At 50.1% G+C, this 20128-nt stretch carries 18 protein-coding genes; 10 read left to right on the top strand and 8 right to left on the bottom strand.

What is annotated here, in order from left to right:
- Positions 1–94 precede the first annotated feature (94 nt).
- Together ACOZB4_RS07890 and ACOZB4_RS07885 are read right to left on the bottom strand one after the other, a co-directional pair.
- Complete coding sequence (locus tag ACOZB4_RS07890) at positions 95–1180, bottom strand: phosphodiester glycosidase family protein (RefSeq protein ID WP_379407690.1); 1086 nt, start codon at positions 1178–1180, stop codon at positions 95–97.
- Positions 1177–1590 carry a hypothetical protein gene (locus tag ACOZB4_RS07885; RefSeq protein ID WP_339291655.1) on the bottom strand — a complete coding sequence of 138 codons (414 nt, stop codon included), beginning with the start codon at positions 1588–1590 and terminating at the stop codon, positions 1177–1179. Before ACOZB4_RS07885 ends, ACOZB4_RS07890 begins: the two co-directional genes overlap by 4 nt.
- A gap of 373 nt (positions 1591–1963) precedes the next feature.
- Between ACOZB4_RS07885 and ACOZB4_RS07880 the strand changes: the two genes are divergently transcribed.
- Positions 1964–2620 carry a DNA-binding response regulator gene (locus tag ACOZB4_RS07880; protein ID WP_379407697.1) on the top strand — a complete coding sequence of 219 codons (657 nt, stop codon included), beginning with the start codon at positions 1964–1966 and terminating at the stop codon, positions 2618–2620.
- A 110-nt stretch (positions 2621–2730) separates the two neighbouring features.
- A complete protein-coding gene (locus ACOZB4_RS07875) occupies positions 2731–3945 on the top strand; it encodes a PLP-dependent aminotransferase family protein (RefSeq protein ID WP_076324450.1) in 1215 nt (404 codons plus the stop codon).
- A gap of 137 nt (positions 3946–4082) precedes the next feature.
- Here the strand turns inward: ACOZB4_RS07875 and ACOZB4_RS07870 are convergent, their stop codons facing one another.
- Entirely contained in the window at positions 4083–4859 is a 777-nt protein-coding gene (locus ACOZB4_RS07870) for a DUF2161 family putative PD-(D/E)XK-type phosphodiesterase (RefSeq protein ID WP_379407706.1), read from the bottom strand.
- 265 nt (positions 4860–5124) lie between these two features.
- Here ACOZB4_RS07870 and ACOZB4_RS07865 point away from each other — a divergent pair, with 265 nt between their 5' ends.
- Together ACOZB4_RS07865 and ACOZB4_RS07860 are read left to right on the top strand one after the other, a co-directional pair.
- Positions 5125–7020 (top strand): PrkA family serine protein kinase, encoded by a 1896-nt coding sequence (locus ACOZB4_RS07865; protein WP_379407711.1) that lies wholly within the window; start codon positions 5125–5127, stop codon positions 7018–7020.
- A gap of 213 nt (positions 7021–7233) precedes the next feature.
- On the top strand, positions 7234–8295 hold the full coding sequence (locus ACOZB4_RS07860; protein ID WP_076324447.1) for a globin-coupled sensor protein: 1062 nt from the start codon (positions 7234–7236) through the stop codon (positions 8293–8295).
- A gap of 129 nt (positions 8296–8424) precedes the next feature.
- Here ACOZB4_RS07860 and ACOZB4_RS07855 read toward each other — a convergent pair whose 3' ends face one another.
- Positions 8425–9816: a SpoVR family protein gene (locus tag ACOZB4_RS07855; RefSeq protein ID WP_379407720.1), complete on the bottom strand. Its 1392-nt coding sequence runs from the start codon at positions 9814–9816 to the stop codon at positions 8425–8427.
- Between the two features lie 286 nt (positions 9817–10102).
- Between ACOZB4_RS07855 and ACOZB4_RS07850 the strand changes: the two genes are divergently transcribed.
- Entirely contained in the window at positions 10103–11899 is a 1797-nt protein-coding gene (locus ACOZB4_RS07850) for a S9 family peptidase (RefSeq protein ID WP_379407724.1), read from the top strand.
- 65 nt (positions 11900–11964) lie between these two features.
- On the opposite strand, the gene ACOZB4_RS07845 is transcribed toward ACOZB4_RS07850, so the two are convergent.
- The gene (locus tag ACOZB4_RS07845; RefSeq protein ID WP_379407732.1) at positions 11965–12939 is read right to left on the bottom strand and encodes a cation diffusion facilitator family transporter; all 975 of its coding nucleotides are present in this window, start codon (positions 12937–12939) and stop codon (positions 11965–11967) included.
- Between the two features lie 326 nt (positions 12940–13265).
- Between ACOZB4_RS07845 and ACOZB4_RS07840 the strand changes: the two genes are divergently transcribed.
- The 4 genes from ACOZB4_RS07840 to glpX all read left to right on the top strand — a co-directional run bounded on the left by ACOZB4_RS07840 (position 13266) and on the right by glpX (position 16150).
- Entirely contained in the window at positions 13266–13439 is a 174-nt protein-coding gene (locus ACOZB4_RS07840) for a GapA-binding peptide SR1P (RefSeq protein ID WP_076324443.1), read from the top strand.
- A gap of 208 nt (positions 13440–13647) precedes the next feature.
- Positions 13648–14310 carry a helix-turn-helix transcriptional regulator gene (locus ACOZB4_RS07835; RefSeq protein ID WP_009595798.1) on the top strand — a complete coding sequence of 221 codons (663 nt, stop codon included), beginning with the start codon at positions 13648–13650 and terminating at the stop codon, positions 14308–14310.
- 13 nt (positions 14311–14323) lie between these two features.
- Positions 14324–15130 (top strand): pyruvate, water dikinase regulatory protein, encoded by an 807-nt coding sequence (locus tag ACOZB4_RS07830; RefSeq protein WP_076324442.1) that lies wholly within the window; start codon positions 14324–14326, stop codon positions 15128–15130.
- Positions 15131–15172: 42 nt separating this feature from the next.
- The gene (gene glpX, locus ACOZB4_RS07825) at positions 15173–16150 is read left to right on the top strand and encodes a class II fructose-bisphosphatase (RefSeq protein WP_379407749.1); all 978 of its coding nucleotides are present in this window, start codon (positions 15173–15175) and stop codon (positions 16148–16150) included.
- Positions 16151–16247: 97 nt separating this feature from the next.
- On the opposite strand, the gene ACOZB4_RS07820 is transcribed toward glpX, so the two are convergent.
- Complete coding sequence (locus ACOZB4_RS07820) at positions 16248–16751, bottom strand: hypothetical protein (protein ID WP_076324440.1); 504 nt, start codon at positions 16749–16751, stop codon at positions 16248–16250.
- 240 nt (positions 16752–16991) lie between these two features.
- A complete protein-coding gene (locus tag ACOZB4_RS07815) occupies positions 16992–17849 on the bottom strand; it encodes a DegV family protein (protein WP_339267425.1) in 858 nt (285 codons plus the stop codon).
- 173 nt (positions 17850–18022) lie between these two features.
- Here ACOZB4_RS07815 and ACOZB4_RS07810 point away from each other — a divergent pair, with 173 nt between their 5' ends.
- Positions 18023–18913: a hypothetical protein gene (locus ACOZB4_RS07810; protein ID WP_379407757.1), complete on the top strand. Its 891-nt coding sequence runs from the start codon at positions 18023–18025 to the stop codon at positions 18911–18913.
- 82 nt (positions 18914–18995) lie between these two features.
- Here the strand turns inward: ACOZB4_RS07810 and ACOZB4_RS07805 are convergent, their stop codons facing one another.
- Positions 18996–19913 (bottom strand): J domain-containing protein, encoded by a 918-nt coding sequence (locus ACOZB4_RS07805; RefSeq protein WP_379407761.1) that lies wholly within the window; start codon positions 19911–19913, stop codon positions 18996–18998.
- Positions 19914–20128: the final 215 nt, after the last annotated feature.

Raw genomic sequence — 20128 nt, 5'->3', positions numbered from 1 at the left:
AATGAGAACGACATTCTTGCCACCTCCTGCTAAGCTAACCTTATTATAACCACCTTGAGCCAAAAAATAAACGAGAATATGAGTGCCGATTCTATCATTTGAAAAATAAGAAGTGCGTGGGTACCGGGCGCAGATTTCCGTCCGACGGTTTGTTCACGACCCGGCCGTTTAGGATTAGGGATGCGGACCCGCCGCCATCGAGATTATAAGCGTCAATCACGCCCAAATTTTTAAGCTTGTTCTGCAGCTCTTGCAGCGTGGCTCCCGATTTGCCCTTCTCGTCATATCCTTCGGTAACCAGGATGAGCAGCTGATCGTCCTTGTAATTGCCGATGACGGTACGCGGTGCCCGGCCGGGGGTCGTTCTCCATTTCTCGGGAATTGTTGTTTTACTGCCGTTTTGGAGCAGCACGGGTACAAAGGTAGCACCGAACATGGGATCGAGCCGGTCAAGCTCGCTTTGGCTGTAGAACTTGCCACCGATCAGCTTGCCGGATTTGCTCATGCCGACAAAGGCAAGATCCTTAAAGCTCGGTTGAAACCCCGAGACGTATTTGCCATCATAATAGGTCGTGCTCAGCGGATGTCTGCCCCCGTTCCCGTCAGCGTATCCACCGGCATTAATCCCTGCAACCGCACCATGCCGGCTTACGGCACGCATGGTCGTTTCTACGGACCCGGGCCTGCCGCTTTCGCTCCCTAGCGACATCTTCATCGCAGAAGGATCCTTCAATTTGACCTTCATCGCATATCCGTGATACGTACCCGGGTTGATCTTGTATAACTCAATTCGAATGCGGTCACTGTTGACCGTTTCAATAGGGACACCCAGTTTGGTTGTGATCCGGCGATTATAGATTTGCTCCGGGCGTGAAGCTTGTGCTTCCGCTGATTGCAGAATGGTTCCTACCGTGGCGGTCGTTTGCCGATAGAGCTTGGCCGTTTTTTCAATGGAGGATATCGTCTGTTCCGCATAGACAGCGGCTTGATCCAAATCCTGTTTGATCACGGCGGACTGTTCCGATATGCTGCCGGATGGTATGTACTCCGCGATTTCGTGCGACAGGTGCGGCGGTTCCGTAATTAACCACATACATAGCAGCATTCCGATAAAAGGTGCAATGGCCAGCATAAATGTACGGTTTAACTGCTTGGGACGGATATACTTCAGTGTTCTCACTTCAGCAGCTCCATCTTGCGTTCCAGCTCTTTCAGCTGTTTCTCAACTTGGCTTAGCTGACTGTACAGCTTGTTGCTGTTGTCCGTTTTGCCGCTAGCCTGATCCTTGGTAAAGGTCAGCAGCTCATTAAACGACTGAACCTTGCTCTGCATCTCGTCCATTTCCTGAACCAGCTCGTTAAACCTTTGGTCGTACTCCGCTTTGAATGCCGCCATCTCCTGGCGCGTATCCTGCTGCAGCTGCACCACGACTTGCTCTTTCAAGTGATTACTATATAGGTAGGCTGCGGTGGTACCCAGCCCGATGAGAACAATCCAAAATACCCAGAACCATTTGGTGGATGGCCCCTTTTGCTGCGTTTCCTCACGGGATTTATAGGGGGTATTGTGTTCCTGCTCCAACAATGGCATTTCATCACCCCTCAAAAACTATCATTTTTTCCAAATTTCATTCTAACATGTCAGGATTACTTTCGCAAAGACGAACTAATAGCACTTGTTTTTATGAAAAATAGATTGCCTAGAAAGATAGAGTGGGATACAATCTGTATAGATTTGATTATCAAACAGGATACATATAAGACATTCGCCATGCATACCGTCAAAGGCCCTGCGCCTATAGGATTAATTAACCTTATTTCTACATGAATGACAGCTCCGAATTGCACTTATCCATCTGCAAACAACGGAGATTCGCAATACCGGATATGTAAGAAATTGACGGCGCTTACTTAATAGAGATACTAGAGATTCAAGTTTGCTGATACAGGAGGTCTATTAGAAAATGAATCAGGTTTGGCGGGTAGTTATCGTTGGCAGTCAACCTACAAGCATGCTGGGAACAAAATTGATTTTGGAAGAGCAGCAGGATCTGCTCGTTGAGGGAATGACATCCTCGGATTCAGAAGGGCTTCGAATGGTCGGGGATTTGCTTCCTGACTTGGTACTATTGGATTATCATTTGTCGGAACATACCTCGGAAGCCGTATTGGAGCAGATGAAGCAGCTGTCCCCTAAGACCCATGTCGTCATTATGACCGACAATGATGGCCTTCCGTTGCTGCAATCCTTGATCAGCCGCGGTGCAAGCGGCCTATTGTCCAAACAGGCATCCACCTTTCAGCTCATACATATGATTAGAGGACTCCGGGAAGGCGTTGCCTCGTTGCCGCTCGACTGGGTAAGGCAAGGCATCTGGCCGTTAACGGCCTCTGCAATGAATGAAGGCGGACTCCAGCTCTCCGAGACGGAGGCTTTTATAATGGAACGGATCGTCCAGGGCATTACATACGACAAAATCGCCATGGAAATTCAGGTAAGCCGCCGCTCAATTGACAATTACCTCCGCAAAATCTATGTGAAGCTGGGGGTATCCACTCGTGCGCAGGCGATCGAGAAATATGCCCTCTACACCCGCCAAGGCCGGCAAATTTATGCCTAATGCAGGATTAAGGTTATAATATATAAATATCAGGAATACCTTTTAGAGGTTGTAAAGAGGCTCCTGAATACAAAACCGAGGTTTTGATAACGGTTAGAGGAGGGACTTCCATGCAGTTTTCCTTTGCTTCCCGTGCACAGACCCTTTTGTCATCCCCGCTGCGCGATATCAGGGAACTTGCGAAGCGGGATTCTTTTATTTCCTTGGCAGAAGAGCTGCCGGCTGAAGAATTGTTTCCTTTGCATTCACTGGCAGAAGCGGCGACATCGGTGCTCTCCGAGGACCCACTCGCCTTGCAGTACGGTGAGGCAGAAGGGTATGGGCCGCTGCGCGAGTGGCTGAGCGAGGACTTTTCCCGGCGTAAAGGCCTGAGTGTCCTGCCTCAGCATATTTTGCTGACAACGGGCACCCAGCAGGCCATCGATTTGCTGGTCAGGGTGTATGTGGACCCGGGCGACCCGGTACTGGTGGAGAATCCAACCTCACCAGGACTGCTTCAGGTGCTGCGCCTCCAAGGTGCCGTCATCGTGCCTGTGGAGGGAGATCAAGACGGGATGCTGCCGGAGCACCTGGAGACCATGATTCGGCAGCACAAGCCGAAGCTGCTTATGGCTGCGCCCAATTTTACTAATCCAACAGGCGTGATGTGGAGTTTGGAACGGCGTAAGCAGGTGCTGGAGCTGTGTATCTCGCACGGACTTCTTATTGTGGAGGATGATTCTTACGGTGATCTTTATTTTGCGGATCCCAAGAATCCGAAGCCCCGAATTCCTTCCATCTTCTCACTTGAGGAGCCGCAGGGAGGACATGTTCTGTATGTGGGCTCGTTCAGTAAAACCGTTGCGCCAGCGCTGCGTACGGGATGGGCTGCCGGGAACCGGCGCTTGATTGAGATGATGACGGCCGTGAAGCAGATGGCCGACTGGCAATCCAGCATGCTGAACCAGCGGATGCTGCACCATCTGCTGGAATCGAAGCATTTTAAGCTGGAAGATCATATCGGCATGCTTAATCGGGAATACGCAACGAGGCTCAAGCTGATGGTGGAACTGCTGAAACGCAGCGCGTGGAAGGATTCGAAGTATGCAGTGCCTCCCGGGGGGATGTTTCTCTGGGTACGGCTACCTCCGGGATTGAATGGGGATGCGCTCCTAAGAGCTACTCTATTAAAAGGAGCCGCTTTCCTGCCAGGCTCGATGTGCTCGGCAGCTGATCATACCCGTGAGTGTATCCGGCTGAATTTTACGCATCCGGGGCGGGATGAGCTGCTGCTCGGCATGAATCTCATCAGCGAGGCCGTAATGGAATTTACAGCCCGGAATTAGACATGGAAGGTTTCTTTTTACGAATCGTGTATAACATAACAAAGCTGCTGATGGAGCCTGATTTCAGGTTCGGAAGAGAATCAGCGGCTTTTTTTCATGGGCGAATATTTACTTGTTCGAAGGTCTGCATCCAGAATTTATGATTTCAATACGGTAGCATAGTCTGCCAGGGCCTGTACGCCTGCTGGTGTGAGCACGTAGCGTCCGCGGCTCACCCGACGGAACCAGCCGTAGTAATTGCGCTGCAGAATGTCAGCCGCTGATCCAACGCCGCTTCGATCCCGCACAGCTGCGGGAGAAATACCAGGCAGTATCGCAGGGGCAGTTCCTTCTTGAAGCTCATGCCCCTCCTGAGATTCACGCGAGCTCTGCTGCTCCACTTCCGCCGCATTCATGGCAGCAGCCACGCGCAGCGTCTTCTCGCGATAAGCGGTAACCAGCTTGGCTCTCGTTACCCCACCTGTATTGTAATCACCGCTGCGCTCACGGAATTCATACAACAGGCGTTCCTTGCGCCTGATGGCTGTCCTTCCCTTCTGTACCGCCATTTCCGGCTCACAGAGCACCTCGATGAAGGGCGCTTTGGTTTTGTAGAAGGTGACCGTAATGAATCCCAATCCCAATCGTCCGCAAAGCCCCGTCAGATCCGCCCAGCGCTGATTGACCGCTCCTTTCTTCGCCCGGCTCTTCTCGACGGCCAGGTAAACGTAAGGAGTCAGCTTCAACCGCTCGATGCCTTGGAGCAGAAGGGCCAGATTGAATGTTTTTTTCAGCTCCACGATCAGCGGTTCATCGGCGCCCTCTTTCATACCGACCAGATCGCAATTTCGTACCTCGCCTTTCACTTCATATCCGTTCAATTCAAAAAAGGCCTTCAGGGGAGCGTACAGCTCGGCTTCATGCTTTATCGCCATGATGACTCTCCTTTTATTCGAAAGATGCTTTAATGTCAAGTTAATGTAATTTCAGTATAGCATGGGGACGGCTCGCGTGGCGTACCCGAGTGTAGAATGGACCGGTGGTTAGATAAATTGCATGCGCATGACTTCGAAAATAAGGTCAACTATTCCAAGCAAGTCGCATAGGTATGTAATACACTTTTTCGAAAATGGAATGTTTTCTAATGACGCTGTGGAATGGAAGCCAATCCCCATAAACAGACTCATAGGAGGTAGCGAAATGGATATTTTCGAACGCATAGCATCATATCGGGCAGAAGGCGACCGTTTGGCGTGGAGCGGCACATTCAGGGAATACATTGAAATACTTAAGAAGGATCCCTCTCCAGCCATGACGGCACATGCCCGTGTATATGACATGATCGAATCCTACGGTTTCGAAGAGAGCGGGGGTCAGAAAAAATATAAGTTTTTTGAACAGGAAATCTTCGGTCTCGACCGAGCTGTTGAGAAACTCGTTGAGGAATATTTCCATTCCGCGGCCCGCAGACTGGATGTACGCAAACGCATACTGCTGCTTATGGGGCCCGTCAGCGGCGGGAAATCCACGCTGGTCACGCTGCTGAAGCGCGGCCTGGAGAAGCATTCCCGTACCGATCGGGGGGCTATATATGCGATATCCGGCTGCCCGATGCAGGAGGAGCCGCTGCATCTGATTCCACTGGAGCTAAGATCCGAAATCGAGAAGGAGCTTGGCGTCCGGATCGAGGGCAATTTGTGCCCGGCCTGCCAACTTCGCCTCAAGACCGAATACGGCGGAGATATCGAACAGGTTGAAGTCGAGCGGGTGTTAATCTCCGAGGAGAACCGCGTCGGCATCGGCACATTCAGCCCGTCCGATCCCAAGTCGCAGGATATTGCCGATTTAACCGGCAGCATCGATTTCTCCACCATCACGGAATACGGCTCGGAATCGGATCCGCGGGCCTATCGCTTTGACGGCGAGTTAAACAAAGCGAACCGCGGTTTGATGGAATTCCAGGAGATGCTGAAGTGCGACGAGAAATTTCTGTGGAATTTGCTCTCCCTGACCCAGGAAGGGAACTTTAAAGCGGGCCGGTTTGCGCTAATTAGCGCCGATGAGCTGATTGTGGCCCACACCAACGAATCCGAGTATAAAGCATTTATCGCGAATAAGAAAAATGAGGCGCTGCAATCGCGGATGATTGTCATGCCGATTCCGTATAACCTGAGAGTTAGCGACGAGGAGAAGATCTACTCGAAGCTGATCGGCCAAAGCGATATGAAGCATATTCACATCGCGCCGCACGCGCTTCGTTCTGCCGCGATATTCTCCGTTTTGACGCGTCTGAAGGAAACGAAGAAGCAAGGGATGGATCTGATCAAGAAGATGCGGATGTACGATGGGGTGGAAGTCGAAGGGTATAAAGAAGCGGACCTGAAAGAGATGCAGAATGAATATTTGGAAGAAGGCATGTCCGGGATTGATCCGCGATATGTCATTAACCGGATATCCAGTGCTTTGATTAAGCAGGATCTTCAGTGCATTAACGCGCTGGATATGCTGCGGGCGATCAAGGATGGGCTGGATCAGCATGCTTCGATTGCCAAGGAGGAGCGGGAGCGCTATCTGAATTTTATTGCCGCCGCACGCAAGGAGTATGATGATCTGGCGAAGAAGGAAGTCCAGAAGGCCTTTGTGTATTCCTTCGAGGAGTCTGCCAAGACGCTGTTCGAGAATTATTTGGATAATATCGAAGCATTCTGCAACTGGACGAAAATTCGCGATCCGTTAACGGATGAAGAGATGGATCCGGACGAAAGATTGATGCGTTCGATCGAGGAGCAGATCGGCGTCTCGGAAAACGCGAAGAAGGCTTTTCGGGAAGAGATCATGATTCGCATCTCGGCTTATTCCCGGAAGGGTAAAAAGTTCGAGTATCACAATCATGAGCGCCTGCGCGAGGCGATTGAGAAGAAGCTGTTCACTGACCTGAAGGATATCGTCAAGATTACAACCTCGACCAAAACGCCGGATGCCGTGCAGTTGAAACGGATCAACGAGGTTAGCTCCAGACTGATCGAGGAGCATGGATATTGCCCGGTATGCGCGAACGAGCTGCTGCGTTATGTGGGCAGTCTATTGAATCGGTAATACCGGATAGAATAATGGAATGCTATGAGAAGCCACCCAAGAAGTTAGGGTGGTTTCTCATGCTTCGGGATGAAATAGCCCGGTTAGGAGGTGCAAATATACACATAATTAGGACTTTAGCATTATGTCTAGGTGGTAAATATAGTCTATAATGGACCCTAAGTACTTGAACCTGTGAGATGGATCACGTTATTTAGGAGTGGATTTTTCGAAATGATTGATGTTTCCCCGAAAAGACGCCAACAGTTGGAGTATATCGGATTGGATGAACAAGGGTTGGAACTGCTGGCTAAACATCGTGATGTGTTTGCGAAGGTGGTTGAAGAGGTCGTTAACCGGTTTTACGCGCAGATCGGGACGCAGCCGCAGCTGATGCAGATTATCGAGCGTACCTCGACCGTGGAACGGCTTAAGGAGACTCAGCGGGTATATTGGATGTCACTTGCGGCAGGGAGAGTGGATGATGCTTATATTGCCGAACGGATTAAGATCGGACAAGTTCACTCCAGAATCGGCCTGAAAACAGACTATTACCTTGGAAGTTACATGGTTTATCTGGACATCGCCACCGATTTACTGAAGCAAATCGTACCGGATCAGTGGATCCAAGTGGTGCATGCGCTGAGCAAGATGTTTAATTTAGACTCCCAGCTCGTCCTGGAAGCTTACGAAATGAAAGAGAAAGAGAAGATCAGCAATTTGGTATCGGATCAACAAAGAATGTTGGAAGCGATTACAAATGCAGTTCAAGAATTGACTGCCATGATCGTGGAGCTGGATCAAAGCGCGGCGTTAATGGCTGACAATGCAATCAAAACAGCAGAGGCACAGGATAAAGCGCATACTCTGACTTCCGAGCTGGGCGAGGAAATTCTGCATATTGAGCAGATGGGCAGCTTGATCAGGGAAATCTCGGATCAGAGCCACTTGCTCGGTCTGAATGCGGCAATTGAGGCTGCTCATGCCGGGGAATTAGGCAGAGGTTTCGAGGTGGTTGCCGGGGAAGTCCGAAAGCTGGCCACCAACTCCAAGAAGGCGATGGATGAGATTCAGGACAAGGTTAGCGGCATTATTCGCAAGCTGGGTCTTGTGGAGCAGGAATCGGAAAAAACGTCCATGAACGCACGTAATCAGGCGGCAAGCTCGCAGGAATTGGCTGCTTTTGTGAAAATGATGGAAAAGCTGGCCGATGATTTGGAATCGCTTCAACATGAATATGATGTTCAGAAGCACGATGTCCAAGAGGGAACCGTATCCGAGAAGGTAAGCGTATAACAGGGACCTAAGAAGCGAATAGATTAAGGATATCTGTAAACAACAGCAGCACCCGCGTTGAGGAGAATTCCCTCATGTGCGGGTGCTGTTTGTTATATGGCTCCATATTGTCCTTCAAGCATTGCGTTGTTAAATAAAGCGCCGATGGAGCTTCTTGCCGTCATAGGAGAACAGGATCGGTTTGCCCTCGATCATGCTGTGCAGATGCACGGGTTTGCCCCAGAGCCGGTAGACATAAGGGATGGTGCGCTCCATATACTTCAGGTCGAGCTCAATGCCTTCGTACAGATGCTTGATCATCAGCTCGCCGGAACGGAGATGATCGCCATCGGTCACGACGAGAAACGGCGAGCCGCCGTTTACGCGGGAGACGACCAGCTGATCGCGGATGTTCTCCCATGCCTTGTCGGTGATTTTCCACTCCGGGCCTTTTTTCTCAAAGACATACAGGTCCAGATCCTCCACCAATTCCTTTGTCAAATAATTGCGCAGGAAAGAGATATCGGAGTCGTATTCGCGGACATCAAACATCTTCTCCCGATCCCAGCGGCGTTCGATATCCTCGAAGATCTTCAGTCCAAGGTAGTAGGGGTTCAGGCTGTGGCGCGACGGCTGTACCACCGAGGCGTTAAGCTTGGCGAATTCCACCGTTTCCTCGCTGGTTAGGTCCATCTCCCGCAGAATGCGCTGGTGCCAGTACGAAGCCCAGCCCTCGTTCATGATTTTGGTTTCCATTTGCGGCCAGAAGTACAGCATCTCCTCCCGCAGCATGCTCATAATGTCTCGCTGCCAATCCTCCAGAATGTCGGAGTGCTCCTGAATGAACCACATGATGTCTTTCTCCGGCTCGGGCGGGAAGCGTTTGGGTGACGCCGGCAATTTGTCGGCTTTGTCTTCACCGTCTTCGTCCATATCCCATAAATCGTCGTACCGGCCGGGAGGCTTCTGCCGCTTGGATTCCTCCTTCTGCGCCTGCATCCGCCGTGCGGTGTACCGCTGCTTATCAAGTTTATCCGGTCTTATGATATGGGGATCCACATGCTCTTGAATCGCTAGCACGGCGTCAATAAACTGCTCAACCGCCTCCGTGCCATGTTCGATCTCATAGCGGGAGATGCGCTCGGCTGTAGCCGACATGCTCTCGACCATATTACGGTTGGAGACGGAGAAGCGGGCGTTGTTTTTAAAGAAATCGCAGTGTGCAAGGACATGGGCGACTATGAGTTTATTCTGAATCAGGGAGTTGCCGTCCAGGAGAAACGCATAACACGGATTGGAGTTGATCACGAGCTCGTAGATTTTGCTAAGGCCGAAGTCGTACTGCATCTTCATTTTATTAAAGGTTTTTCCGAAGCTCCAGTGGCTGAACCGGGTTGGCATGCCGTAGGCACCGAAGGTGTATATGATGTCTGCCGGGCAGATCTCATATCGCATAGGGTAAAAATCAAGGCCAAAGCCTGTAGCGATCTCGGTAATCTCCGCAATGGAACGTTCCAGTTCCGCGATCTCGTCTTGGTGCACGAGAATCCCCCCTTCGTTATTAAAAACATGGTTCTTATCATTTATATGGAATCTTGGTGCAGATATGCGGGCTGAAGAGGGAATCCGTGAACGGATGATGGCAAACGCACAGGCTAGCCTTAGGTCAAAAAGTGCCTCATCTCGGTCCACAGTCGTAGCAATCTGCCAGGCTATGTAATGATGCCCCTTAGAAAGCTTTGCGTTATAATGGGATTAATCCAGTGGTTGGCAAACTTCTCCATTTATTAACCGATGGATAATAAAATGAGGTCAGGGAGGCAAATGAATGATCGAATTTCCTAAACCCGATGTGGAGCAATTTTTTCAAACGTATGGCATTCGTACCTTCGGAATCAGCGCAGACGAGTCACGGCTCGTGTTCAGCAGCAGCCTGAACGGAAAGTTTAATTTATGGGCCATAGAGTTAGAAGGAGAGACGTCCTACCCTTATCCGCTTACATACAATGATCAGATCGCAAGCTTTATCAAGCTGGACCCGGAAGGGCGACATATCTTAACGGCGTTTGACCGTGACGGGAATGAGAATTATCAGTTTCATGCGCTGCCTTGGAATGGTGGCGAACCGATGCCTTTGTTCGAAGGGGCTGATGCGGATGACAAACATTATTTCGTTCATCTGTCAGAGGACGGCAAGCGCTTATATTACGTTACGTCGAAAGACAATCCATCCTTTCTGAACTCGCGCGTATACCATCTGGATACCAAAGAGGATCAGCTGCTGCTTGAAGGCCAGGTTACGTCAACCGAAATGTGTGCTGTCAGTCCTGACGAGAAAACCATCGCGTATACCCAAATGTATGCCAACACCTACTATGTCAGTTACGTGAAGCGTGAAGGCCAAGAGCCGTTGTGCTTGACGCCTTCCCCTGACCAGGTGCATATTTCAGGCGATGTGCTGTTCGCCAGCAATGACCAGATCATATTTGCAACGGATTACGAATCGGAATTTTCATATGTAGCCACTTACGACATTGCTCAGCAGAAGTTTGAACCGCTGTGCCGCATTGACCGGGAGAGCATCCAGCTCTTGCGCTATCATAAGGATTCACGGACGCTTTACATCGTCACGGAAAAAGGGGTGGAGGATCGACTGTATGCCTATTCGCTAGACAGTGGTGAGCTAACCGCCATTCCTCTTCCATCGGACATCGTGGAGCAGCTGAACGTGACGAAATCCGGCAATCTGTACCTGCTGGCCCGCGGAGCCGTGAAGCCGCTTAACATTTACCGGTATGTGAATGGCGCATGGAGCATGATCACGAAGAATGTCCTGACCGGATTAACCGACGAGGACATGGTGACGCCTGAGGTCGTAACGTATCCCTCTTTTGACGGCATGGAGATCGAAGCCCTCCTGTTCCGTGCCAAAGACCACGTGGCGAACGGTTATACGGTATTTTGGCCGCATGGCGGCCCGCAAGCCTCGGAACGCAAGCAGTTCCGTTCGATGTTCCAGTATATCCTGGCCAAAGGGTATCACATCTTCTGCCCGAACTTCCGGGGAAGCACGGGTTACGGCAGCTCCTTCGTGAAATTGGTGGAGCAGGATTGGGGCGAGGGACCGCGTAAGGACTGCTTGGCAGGCATGGATTGGCTGTTCGAGCAAGGCATATCGAGCCGTGAGAAACTCTTCGTGATGGGCGGAAGCTACGGCGGTTATATGACTCTGCTGCTGGCAGGGCGTAATCCGGAGTATTTCAAAGCGGCCATTGATATTGTCGGGGTCAGCAACCTGTTTACTTTCTACAACTCGGTACCTGAGCACTGGAAGCCGATTATGGAGCGCTGGATAGGCGATCCGGAACGGGATAAAGAACGCTTTATCAAGGATTCGCCGATTACGTACCTGGATGATATGGTGAACCCGATGCTGATCATCCAAGGGGCTAACGATCCGCGTGTCGTCAAAGAGGAATCTGACCAAATCGTCGAAGCCTTGAGAGCGAAGGGCCGTGACGTGGAATATCTTGTTTTCGAAGACGAGGGGCATGGCATTACGAAGAAGGCCAACGAAAAAATCGCTTATGCCCGGATGGTCGAATTCCTGAAGCGCAATCAGTAAGAGTCGTATGAAAAAAGAGGCGTACCCAAGGTCCATTCGGACTCTGAGGTACGCCTCTTTCTCTTTTAGTTATCTATAGGATCGCTCGGATTCCAGAGCTTGATGCCATCGTCCTCCAGGATGCCCAAGGTCACATCCGAGATGTTCGGATCCTGGGTCAGCAGGGCGTTGATTCTCATTTTGGAATGGCCTGCTTCGGCCAGGGTCATCCCTTTCTTCAGTTCAATGTAGGCCTCCACATGATAGTTGCGCCCTTCCTGCAGGATGCGAAGACGATTGATGTCGCGGACATCCGGATCGCCGAGAATGATCTGGGAGATCTTCTCTTCCACTTCATTCGGAGCGGCGACTCCGATTAGGCCGACCATATTGTCATATCCGACCTTAAAGGCAACGCCTACCATCAGACAGCCGATCAGGATTGTGGCGATTCCATCCAGGATGAGGAAGTTAAAGAAATATGCGAATATAATGGCAACCAGAGCAAAGAGGGCGCCGAGTGTAGCCACGATGTCTTCATAGAACACAAGCCGTGTAGGCGGGGCAGCACGGCCGGCATTTTTGAAAGCGGCGGGCAGCAGGGCAAGGCCGGATGCTTGAACACGGGTTTCCTTCATAATCTCTTTCATGGCTTTAACCAGTATGGAACCGTCAATGATAACGGCAATGGCCAGCACAATAAAATTAAGCCAGAAATTTGTGGCTTCTTCCGGATGGTTTAACAGCTTGAAACCTTTCAGTATCGTTTCGTAGGCCATGATGGTAACCACGATCACCGCGACCATGCAAACCAGATTTATGACCCTGCCGAATCCGGTAGGGAACTTCTTGGTCGGCTTCCGCTCGGCGAGCACGCTGCCTACGAATACAAACCCCTGGTTTACGGCATCGGCCACGGAATGCATAGCGGAGGCAAACATCGTGCCGCTGCCGCTAACAGACGCTGCAATTCCCTTGATTATGGCCAGTCCCGTGTTGCCCAGTGCCGCTATCGCGGATGAGGTGTTTCCTTTCTTAATGAGCTGCCATGTCTTCTTCAATCCAAACCCTCCGTCTATAATGTCAATTTCCATTAAATCTGAAGTATATATTATCATATCATGCCAAATTAAGGGTATCCCCTATCCTCCACACATGAATCATGATGACATAAATATTACTTAACGTTTTTTTGTTTCATAATCATAATTTACTCATATCTTCATTTCTTACCCAATACATTAAGAATATAGTGGAAAATAAAGGGATGTATGTTAGCGAAACGGTTGGTCTGGTCTTCAGTAAGATGTGGCGAATCGAGTTACCCCTTGATAACAAAGCGTAAACAGCCTTGCAGCAAAGTGAAAAAACATAAGGAGGAAATGTTATGAAAGCGTTAACAAGTCCAGAGGCAGCGAAAGGCAAGGCAAACGAGGAATGGGGCCTGATTATATGCTCCAGATGTGATGAAATGGTGGACACGATTCCAACCGACGGAGTGAAGATCATTTATGGATTTTGCGGTAAAGGAGAATGCAAAGGTACAGACCCTCAAGATTAAACAATTGATAATGGTTAGATGAAAAGTAAATACAAACACAAAGCATGCTTATGGGGGAGGAAACTTTCCTGAAGCATGCTTTTTTAGTGGATTTATAACTTATTTTGATGGGCATCAAAAAAATGATTAATACCTAATTATGTATTTTTGGACGAAAATATGTTGCATATATATTATATATGACGTATTATATCGGCAAGTAGAGGAAATGCACGCAGGAGGGATCACTATCGAACTGACGACAAGGCAGCAGGATATCGTCGATATCGTAAAAAAACATGCACCGATTACAGGAGATCAGATTGCGGAGATGCTGAATGTCAGCCGAGCCACCCTTCGTACCGATTTATCCAAACTGGTGGTTCTGGATTATATTGATGCCAAGCCAAAGGTAGGGTACTTTCTGGGAAAGCGGGGTACGCGCGACCGGGAGGAGAAGTTTCGCCTGCTCAAAATGAAGGTTGGCGATCTGCACGGTGTTCCGGTTATTGTGCGTGAGACCACGACGATTCATGAAGCCGTTGTATCCTTGTTTCTGGAGAACGTGGGGAATCTGATCGTTACCGATGCCGACGGCCATCTGGCCGGGATTGTGTCCCGCAAGGATTTGCTTAAGGTAACGCTTGGCAACCCAACGGCATCCTCCATGCCGGTAAGCCTGATCATGACCCGCCGGGCTAACGTGACAACCGTGCAGCCGGAAGATACGGTGCTGGATGCCGCACGAAAAATCATCAATCATCAAATCGATAGCCTGCCAGTTGTTGTACCATCCACCACGGGGAATCCGGGGGAACACTGGAAGGTTGTGGGTCGGATTACAAAAACGAATATTATCAAAATGCTGCTCGATATGGTAGCCGAGGAATAATGGGAGGAATCGGATGAATCAGGCATTAACACATTTCATAGCAATCTGTTCGGACTCCATTGGGGAGACGGCTGAAGCGGTTGTGCAAGCTACGTTACGCCAGTTCGAGCTTCCGAATACAGAGATTAAACGTTATATGAACGTTCGCGACGAGGATGAATTGACCGAATTGATGGAGGAGGTGGCGCGGCGCGGAGGCTTTGTGGCTTACACGCTCGTGCAGCCGGAGCTTCGCGAGGTAATGCGGGAGGAAGCCGTGCGACTCAACATTCGTACGGTGGATATTATGGGGCCGATGATGCAGGCATTTGCCGATACGTTCAACGACTATCCCAAACGGCTGCCGGGGCTGCTGCATCGCTTGGACGACAGCTATTTCCGGAGGGTCGACGCGATGGAATTCGCTGTCCAATATGACGATGGCAAGGACGTTAGCGCCATTTTGAAGGCGGACATCATATTGCTGGGCGTATCCCGAATATCCAAGACGCCGCTATCGATGTTTCTCGCTCATAAAGGCTACAAAACGGTCAATTTTCCGATCGTACCGGAGATGTCGCCCCCTTCACAGCTTAGAGAAGTAACGGACGGCACGATTATCGGGCTTACGATCGAACCGAAGCATCTGCTTAAAATCCGCAGCGAGCGCTTAAAGGTCATGGGATTGCCGCACCAGGTGCAATATGCATCCCTTGAGCGGATACAAGAAGAACTGGATTATGCGTTGTCGCTGTATGCGGAGCTCGGATGTCCCGTCATCGATGTTACTGACAAGGCGATTGAGGAAACCGCAGGACTGATTACGAATTATTTGAAATAAGCTGCATCGGTAATGAAAAAAGCTAAAAGGAGGGATTCATTCATGGAGAGTTCATTAGCATTGGAGCTTGTAAGAGTGACGGAGGAAGCGGCGCTGCAATCCGCCCGGTGGACAGGAAGAGGTGACAAGAACAGTGCTGATGAAGCCGCGACGGTTGCCATGCGCAAGCATTTTGATTCCGCAGCGATGGATGGGGTCGTTGTCATAGGAGAAGGTGAGATGGATGAAGCGCCCATGCTGTATATTGGAGAGCGCGTAGGGAACCGCAAAGGTCCGAAGATGGACGTAGCAGTGGATCCACTCGAAGGAACGGAAACGGTGGCCAGCGGGCTGAACAACGCGTTGTCCGTGATTGCCGCAGCTCCCCGCGGAACCCTTCTGCATGCACCCGATATTTACATGCATAAGCTCGCGGTTGGACCCGAGCTTGCGGGCAAGCTGAGTTTGAATGATCCGATTGAGGTAACCCTTCGAAAAGCATCGGAGATCTTATCAAAGCCACTGTCGGAGATGACGGTATCCATTCTCGATCGTGAGCGACACAGCGCGATGATCAAGGCTTTGCGAGAGTCCGGGGTAAGGATTAAACTGTTGAGTCACGGAGATGTCATGGGAGCGATCGAGACCTGCACCGACAGTGAAGTCGATCTCTATGTGGGCTCCGGAGGGGCTCCGGAAGGCGTTCTCGCTGCCGCCGCTTTGAGATGCCTGGGCGGAGAAATTCAGGGACGGCTTATACCGGAGACACCGGAGGATTTTATTAGATGCCAGGACATGGGGCTGAAACATCCGGAGCAGCTGCTGACGATGGAGGATATGGTAGGGCGCGAAGGCGTATTATTCGTGGCAACCGGCGTGACAGCTGGCGATTTCCTGCGCGGCGTGAAGTATATGCCAGGTCAGCGGGCCGAGACGCATTCCGTCATGATGTACTCCGGCACGAGAACCGTCCGTTATATCCGCAGCGTTCATCATCTGTTTCACAGCAGTGAAACCTTAGCTGCTGCTGCCTCTTCTTGATGCATACGCAGGGCATCCATAACATAAAGGCACTCCAAAGGTTAACCAACCTTCGGAGTGCCTTTATGCGTTGTTAACGGTTTGGCGCAGCGGATGCTTAACCGTGTCTCTTCCGTCCGAGCATCAGCCAAGCTCCGCCAAGCACAAGCAGCACGGCGATGACAGGCTGTACAACGGACAGATAATTCAGCACAGGTCCGATTGAGAATACCACGAAGAACAGCAGCGACAATACGGTCAGAATGTTAATCGGGATGAGCAGCCACTTGTTACGCGATCCGAACCAGTAGAACTCGAACAGCCCTGCCGCAACGGCCAGGATAAAGCCGGGCCACATGGAACCCCACGAGTCAAACAAGGAAGCGATTTGGCTGACAATACCAGCTGTGAGCAGAATGCCGCCCGGTATCAACAGTCCGATACCCTGTCGTCCAACCAGCGAGAAGTACATCCAGTGAAAAAACAGGCCTAACGGGATCACGAACAAGGTAGGCCAGAATGTGGCGAAGATGGAACCGGCGCCTACCGATCCGCCTTGGTTTAAGAGCAAGTATGCGCCGAGCAGGATGAGCAGCGGTGCCAAGATTGTACGTTTCGTCATACAAACTTCGTTCCTTTCCTTTTGTAGATTGATTAATCCAAGAATACCATGTTATGGATGGGGATGTCCTCGGTCCTTCGGGGAATGTTTCACCTAGACTTTAGTCTAGGATGACATGTTTAGCCAATAGGCAGCCCGTTTAATAAGGGACTAAGTGCCCGATAGGAGGACTGACTACAGAAAAAACAGTCCTGCAGCAGAGCGTTATAAAGCAGGACTGTCTTTTTCGGATGATAAATATTATGAAGGCCTCTTGGTATACATGAGACCGACGGTTTGAGGACCGCAGTGGCTGCAAATGACGCAACCCGCCGTAGAAATGCTAACCTGCCGTGCGCCTGTTTTCTCCTGCAGCTGCTTCTGCAGGAAGCGGGCTTCCTCTTCGGCCATGGTATGTACAACAACAATCAGATCATTGTCCATTTTGTCCACTTGAGCCAGCGCATTTTGGATCATCTGCTCCAGTGCCTTCTCTTTTTTGCCGCGTACCTTGTAAGCGGGGATCATGCCGCCGTCCACGACTTTGATAACGGGGCGGATTTTCAGCAGGCTGCCGATGATGTTTTGCATGCCGGAACAGCGTCCGCCTTTATACAAGTAATCCAGCGTATCGACAACGAATTCGCACTCCACTTCATTTACCGTACGGCTTAATAGCTCCACAATTTGCGGTATGGATAAACCTTCATTGGCCGCGTGAACAGCCTTCATGACAAGCAGTCCGATGCCGGAGGAAAGATTGCGTGAATCAAACACGGCAACCCGGCCCTCGGGCAGCTCACCTGCGGCGATCAACGCATTTTGGTAGGTGGAAGAAAGCTCTGAAGAAATGCTGAGGAACAGGATATCCTCGCCTTGTTCAATGGAAGGCGTGAAGGCCGCAATGAAGTCAGACGGAGAAGGTGCCGCTGTTTTGGGCAGGCTGCCGATCTGGTCGACTTTGGCGTATAGCTGTTCCGGCGTAATGTCGACTCCGTCGCGCAAGGATTGTTCTCCGAATACGACGTAAAGCGGAACGATGCCGATATTATATTCTTCTATCCATGAAGGTGGTAAGTCGCAAGTACTGTCAGCAAAAATTCTAATTTTACCAGACATGAACATCTCCCTTTATCAACTAATTGAATCTTGTATTACTAGAATACCTTGTTTGATGGGAAAAGGGAATGCTCTTGTCGTTTTGGGGCGGGTACTGTGAGCATACGCCAAAAAGGCGATGATTGTGCAACATATTCCATAAGTTTCCCGTTAATCATGATGGAGGTGGTTTTATGGCTAAGCGAAGGCATTTGAGCAAAATGATCGCATTAACGACCGCTGCAATGCTGCTGATGGCGATAACGGCATGCGGAGGTGAAGACCCAACTTCTCAGCCGCCGGCTAATCCGAATCCAATAGAGGATAATGTCAAGGAACCGGTTGAACCCGTCGAAGAGCCGAAGTACGAGATTAAGCAGGGAATTGGTACCTATGTAGGTCAAATTGATAACAATTCCGTTGAAATTGAAACAGCAGATGGCCCTTCCGCGTTCCGTCTGGGCGTTGGTATGGACCAAGTGATATCCAAGCTTCAGGGAGATGAGTCCGTCTCGTATGAGTATTGGGAGCAGCCCATTGAGGGCGAAGAGGAATTGAAACAACTGATCCTCACCAAGCTGACGGTGGTAGAGGGAGGCGGGGGCACGGGTTCAGAGAACGCGCAGCTGCCAGCAACCCAGGATTTTGAACTTGAGCTGGAGGGCATGAAAGAGACCAAAACAGCTAAACTGGTCAAGGGTGATGGCTACGCGCTGTATATATTTGATATCTTTTCCTTTGATGCAAAGACGAACAAACTGACCATGAATGTGGATCCAGATTATTATGTCGAGATAACGAAGCTGCCTTCGGATTATAACGAGGATGAACTCAAGCGGGAAGCGGAGAAAGAGCTTGCCGAGGCAGGTAAAGTTCGTGAGGCTGGCAACAATGAGAAGCATAAGGGCATGGAGGATGCGTCCGTGTATATGATAGGCGAAGGTGAGAGCCTAACCCAGATGTACATTGTGGATGAGATTGACGGACGGGGCTATATTTTCCGCGTCAATAACCCTCACCGTGAACCTTCCGAAGGATTTGCCACGCATGCCTTTACATCCTTGAGCTCGATCGTTAATCAATAATACGCATAAAAACAGCCTCGGTTGTTTGGCCATAAGGCTAAGCAGCGAGGCTGTTTTTGTTGTTTATATCGGATGGGAGCATCTATTGTTGCTTGGACGTCTCCAAATATTGCTTAATGAAGCGCAATGCATTTGCGTCACGTTCCGTGCCTTCACGAATGCCCGCAAACATTTCTTTCTTAAGGACAGGCAGTTCTTCGCCAAGCGGGCTGCCCATAATATCAACGGCATACACATGCTCCGAACCGTCTTCCTCATTTTTCCCCTTTATCAGCATCTCCGGCGTGAGCAGTTCCTTTAGCTCGCCTTCAACCTCTGCTTCGAGCGGACGTACCATCCCTTGATTGCCCACCCAATCAAAGGCAGTCTGATCCATAATGTACAAGTCCGGGCGCTCGGTGGACAGTACAAGCAGTGCCTTTTGCAGCATGGCTGCATCCTGCGGATTGTTGGAATCCAGAGGCGGTACATAGTTAATGTTAACGGTTACGCGTTTCCAATCGGGGAATTGCGCCAGAATCGCGTCTTCGATCGGTTTGAGGTCTTGTCCTCCATCCTGATTCATATAAGATCCGAGGAACATGACTTCCAGATCAACCGGGGGCAGATTGGCTAACCGTTCTTTCTCGGCCTGATGGTTGAACATGCTGATCACGATATAAATGAGTACGCCGACTAGAGCAATACCGCCGAGCACATGAAATTTATAATAACGGAAGAAATGATCGGTTTTCTCCGCTGTCCCGGCAAACCTTTTATATTTACCGTACCGTTTCTGATTCATCTCTTCCAAAGCTTTACGGTTTTCTTCTTCAAGGATGAATTTATAGGCTTTGGTGATTTCGGCAAACTCGGCTTCGAACTCCTCCGCCCGGTCCGGCTCCCGCCTTTGATGTGAGCGGGTTTGGCGCATGAGCAGCGTATACCGGTCGTCGAGTTGTTCCTTGGTTGCATCCTCCGGTAGACCCATTCGCTCATAGGCTTCTTTCAATTGGTCCATTCATGTCACCTCTTCTATACTGTGAGAGTTTCCTATTTACCAGTATATAGTGTAGAGGCTGCAGGTTACAAACGTTTATGTGATGTTTCGACACTTGCCGGCTTGATAATGGGTAAACTATCATGAACAAGAAAAAAATGGCGAATGGAAATGATCCGATATGGTAAATGATTCTCGGATTCCCTGAATGATTGTGAATGTTTTTGAAAGTTTTA

The sequence above is a fragment of the Paenibacillus sp. NPDC058898 genome (genome assembly GCF_049316025.1).
GTDB lineage: Bacteria > Bacillota > Bacilli > Paenibacillales > Paenibacillaceae > Paenibacillus_AQ.
The sequence above is the reverse complement of the archived record's forward strand: the minus strand, read 5'-3'. Positions and strand labels throughout refer to the sequence as shown.

Excerpts from the sequence above, each read along its gene's own strand:
- ACOZB4_RS07850 (WP_379407724.1), top strand. The coding sequence starts at position 10,103 with ATGATCGAATTTCCTAAACCCGATGTGGAGCAATTTTTTCAAACGTAT.
- ACOZB4_RS07810 (WP_379407757.1), top strand. The coding sequence starts at position 18,023 with ATGGCTAAGCGAAGGCATTTGAGCAAAATGATCGCATTAACGACCGCT.
- ACOZB4_RS07835 (WP_009595798.1), top strand. The coding sequence starts at position 13,648 with ATGCACGCAGGAGGGATCACTATCGAACTGACGACAAGGCAGCAGGAT.
- ACOZB4_RS07830 (WP_076324442.1), top strand. The coding sequence starts at position 14,324 with ATGAATCAGGCATTAACACATTTCATAGCAATCTGTTCGGACTCCATT.
- ACOZB4_RS07805 (WP_379407761.1), bottom strand. The coding sequence starts at position 19,913 with ATGGACCAATTGAAAGAAGCCTATGAGCGAATGGGTCTACCGGAGGAT.
- ACOZB4_RS07865 (WP_379407711.1), top strand. The coding sequence starts at position 5,125 with ATGGATATTTTCGAACGCATAGCATCATATCGGGCAGAAGGCGACCGT.
- ACOZB4_RS07870 (WP_379407706.1), bottom strand. The coding sequence starts at position 4,859 with ATGGCGATAAAGCATGAAGCCGAGCTGTACGCTCCCCTGAAGGCCTTT.
- ACOZB4_RS07880 (WP_379407697.1), top strand. The coding sequence starts at position 1,964 with ATGAATCAGGTTTGGCGGGTAGTTATCGTTGGCAGTCAACCTACAAGC.
- ACOZB4_RS07875 (WP_076324450.1), top strand. The coding sequence starts at position 2,731 with ATGCAGTTTTCCTTTGCTTCCCGTGCACAGACCCTTTTGTCATCCCCG.
- ACOZB4_RS07885 (WP_339291655.1), bottom strand. The coding sequence starts at position 1,590 with ATGCCATTGTTGGAGCAGGAACACAATACCCCCTATAAATCCCGTGAG.
- ACOZB4_RS07860 (WP_076324447.1), top strand. The coding sequence starts at position 7,234 with ATGATTGATGTTTCCCCGAAAAGACGCCAACAGTTGGAGTATATCGGA.
- ACOZB4_RS07820 (WP_076324440.1), bottom strand. The coding sequence starts at position 16,751 with ATGACGAAACGTACAATCTTGGCACCGCTGCTCATCCTGCTCGGCGCA.
- glpX (WP_379407749.1), top strand. The coding sequence starts at position 15,173 with ATGGAGAGTTCATTAGCATTGGAGCTTGTAAGAGTGACGGAGGAAGCG.
- ACOZB4_RS07815 (WP_339267425.1), bottom strand. The coding sequence starts at position 17,849 with ATGTCTGGTAAAATTAGAATTTTTGCTGACAGTACTTGCGACTTACCA.
- ACOZB4_RS07840 (WP_076324443.1), top strand. The coding sequence starts at position 13,266 with ATGAAAGCGTTAACAAGTCCAGAGGCAGCGAAAGGCAAGGCAAACGAG.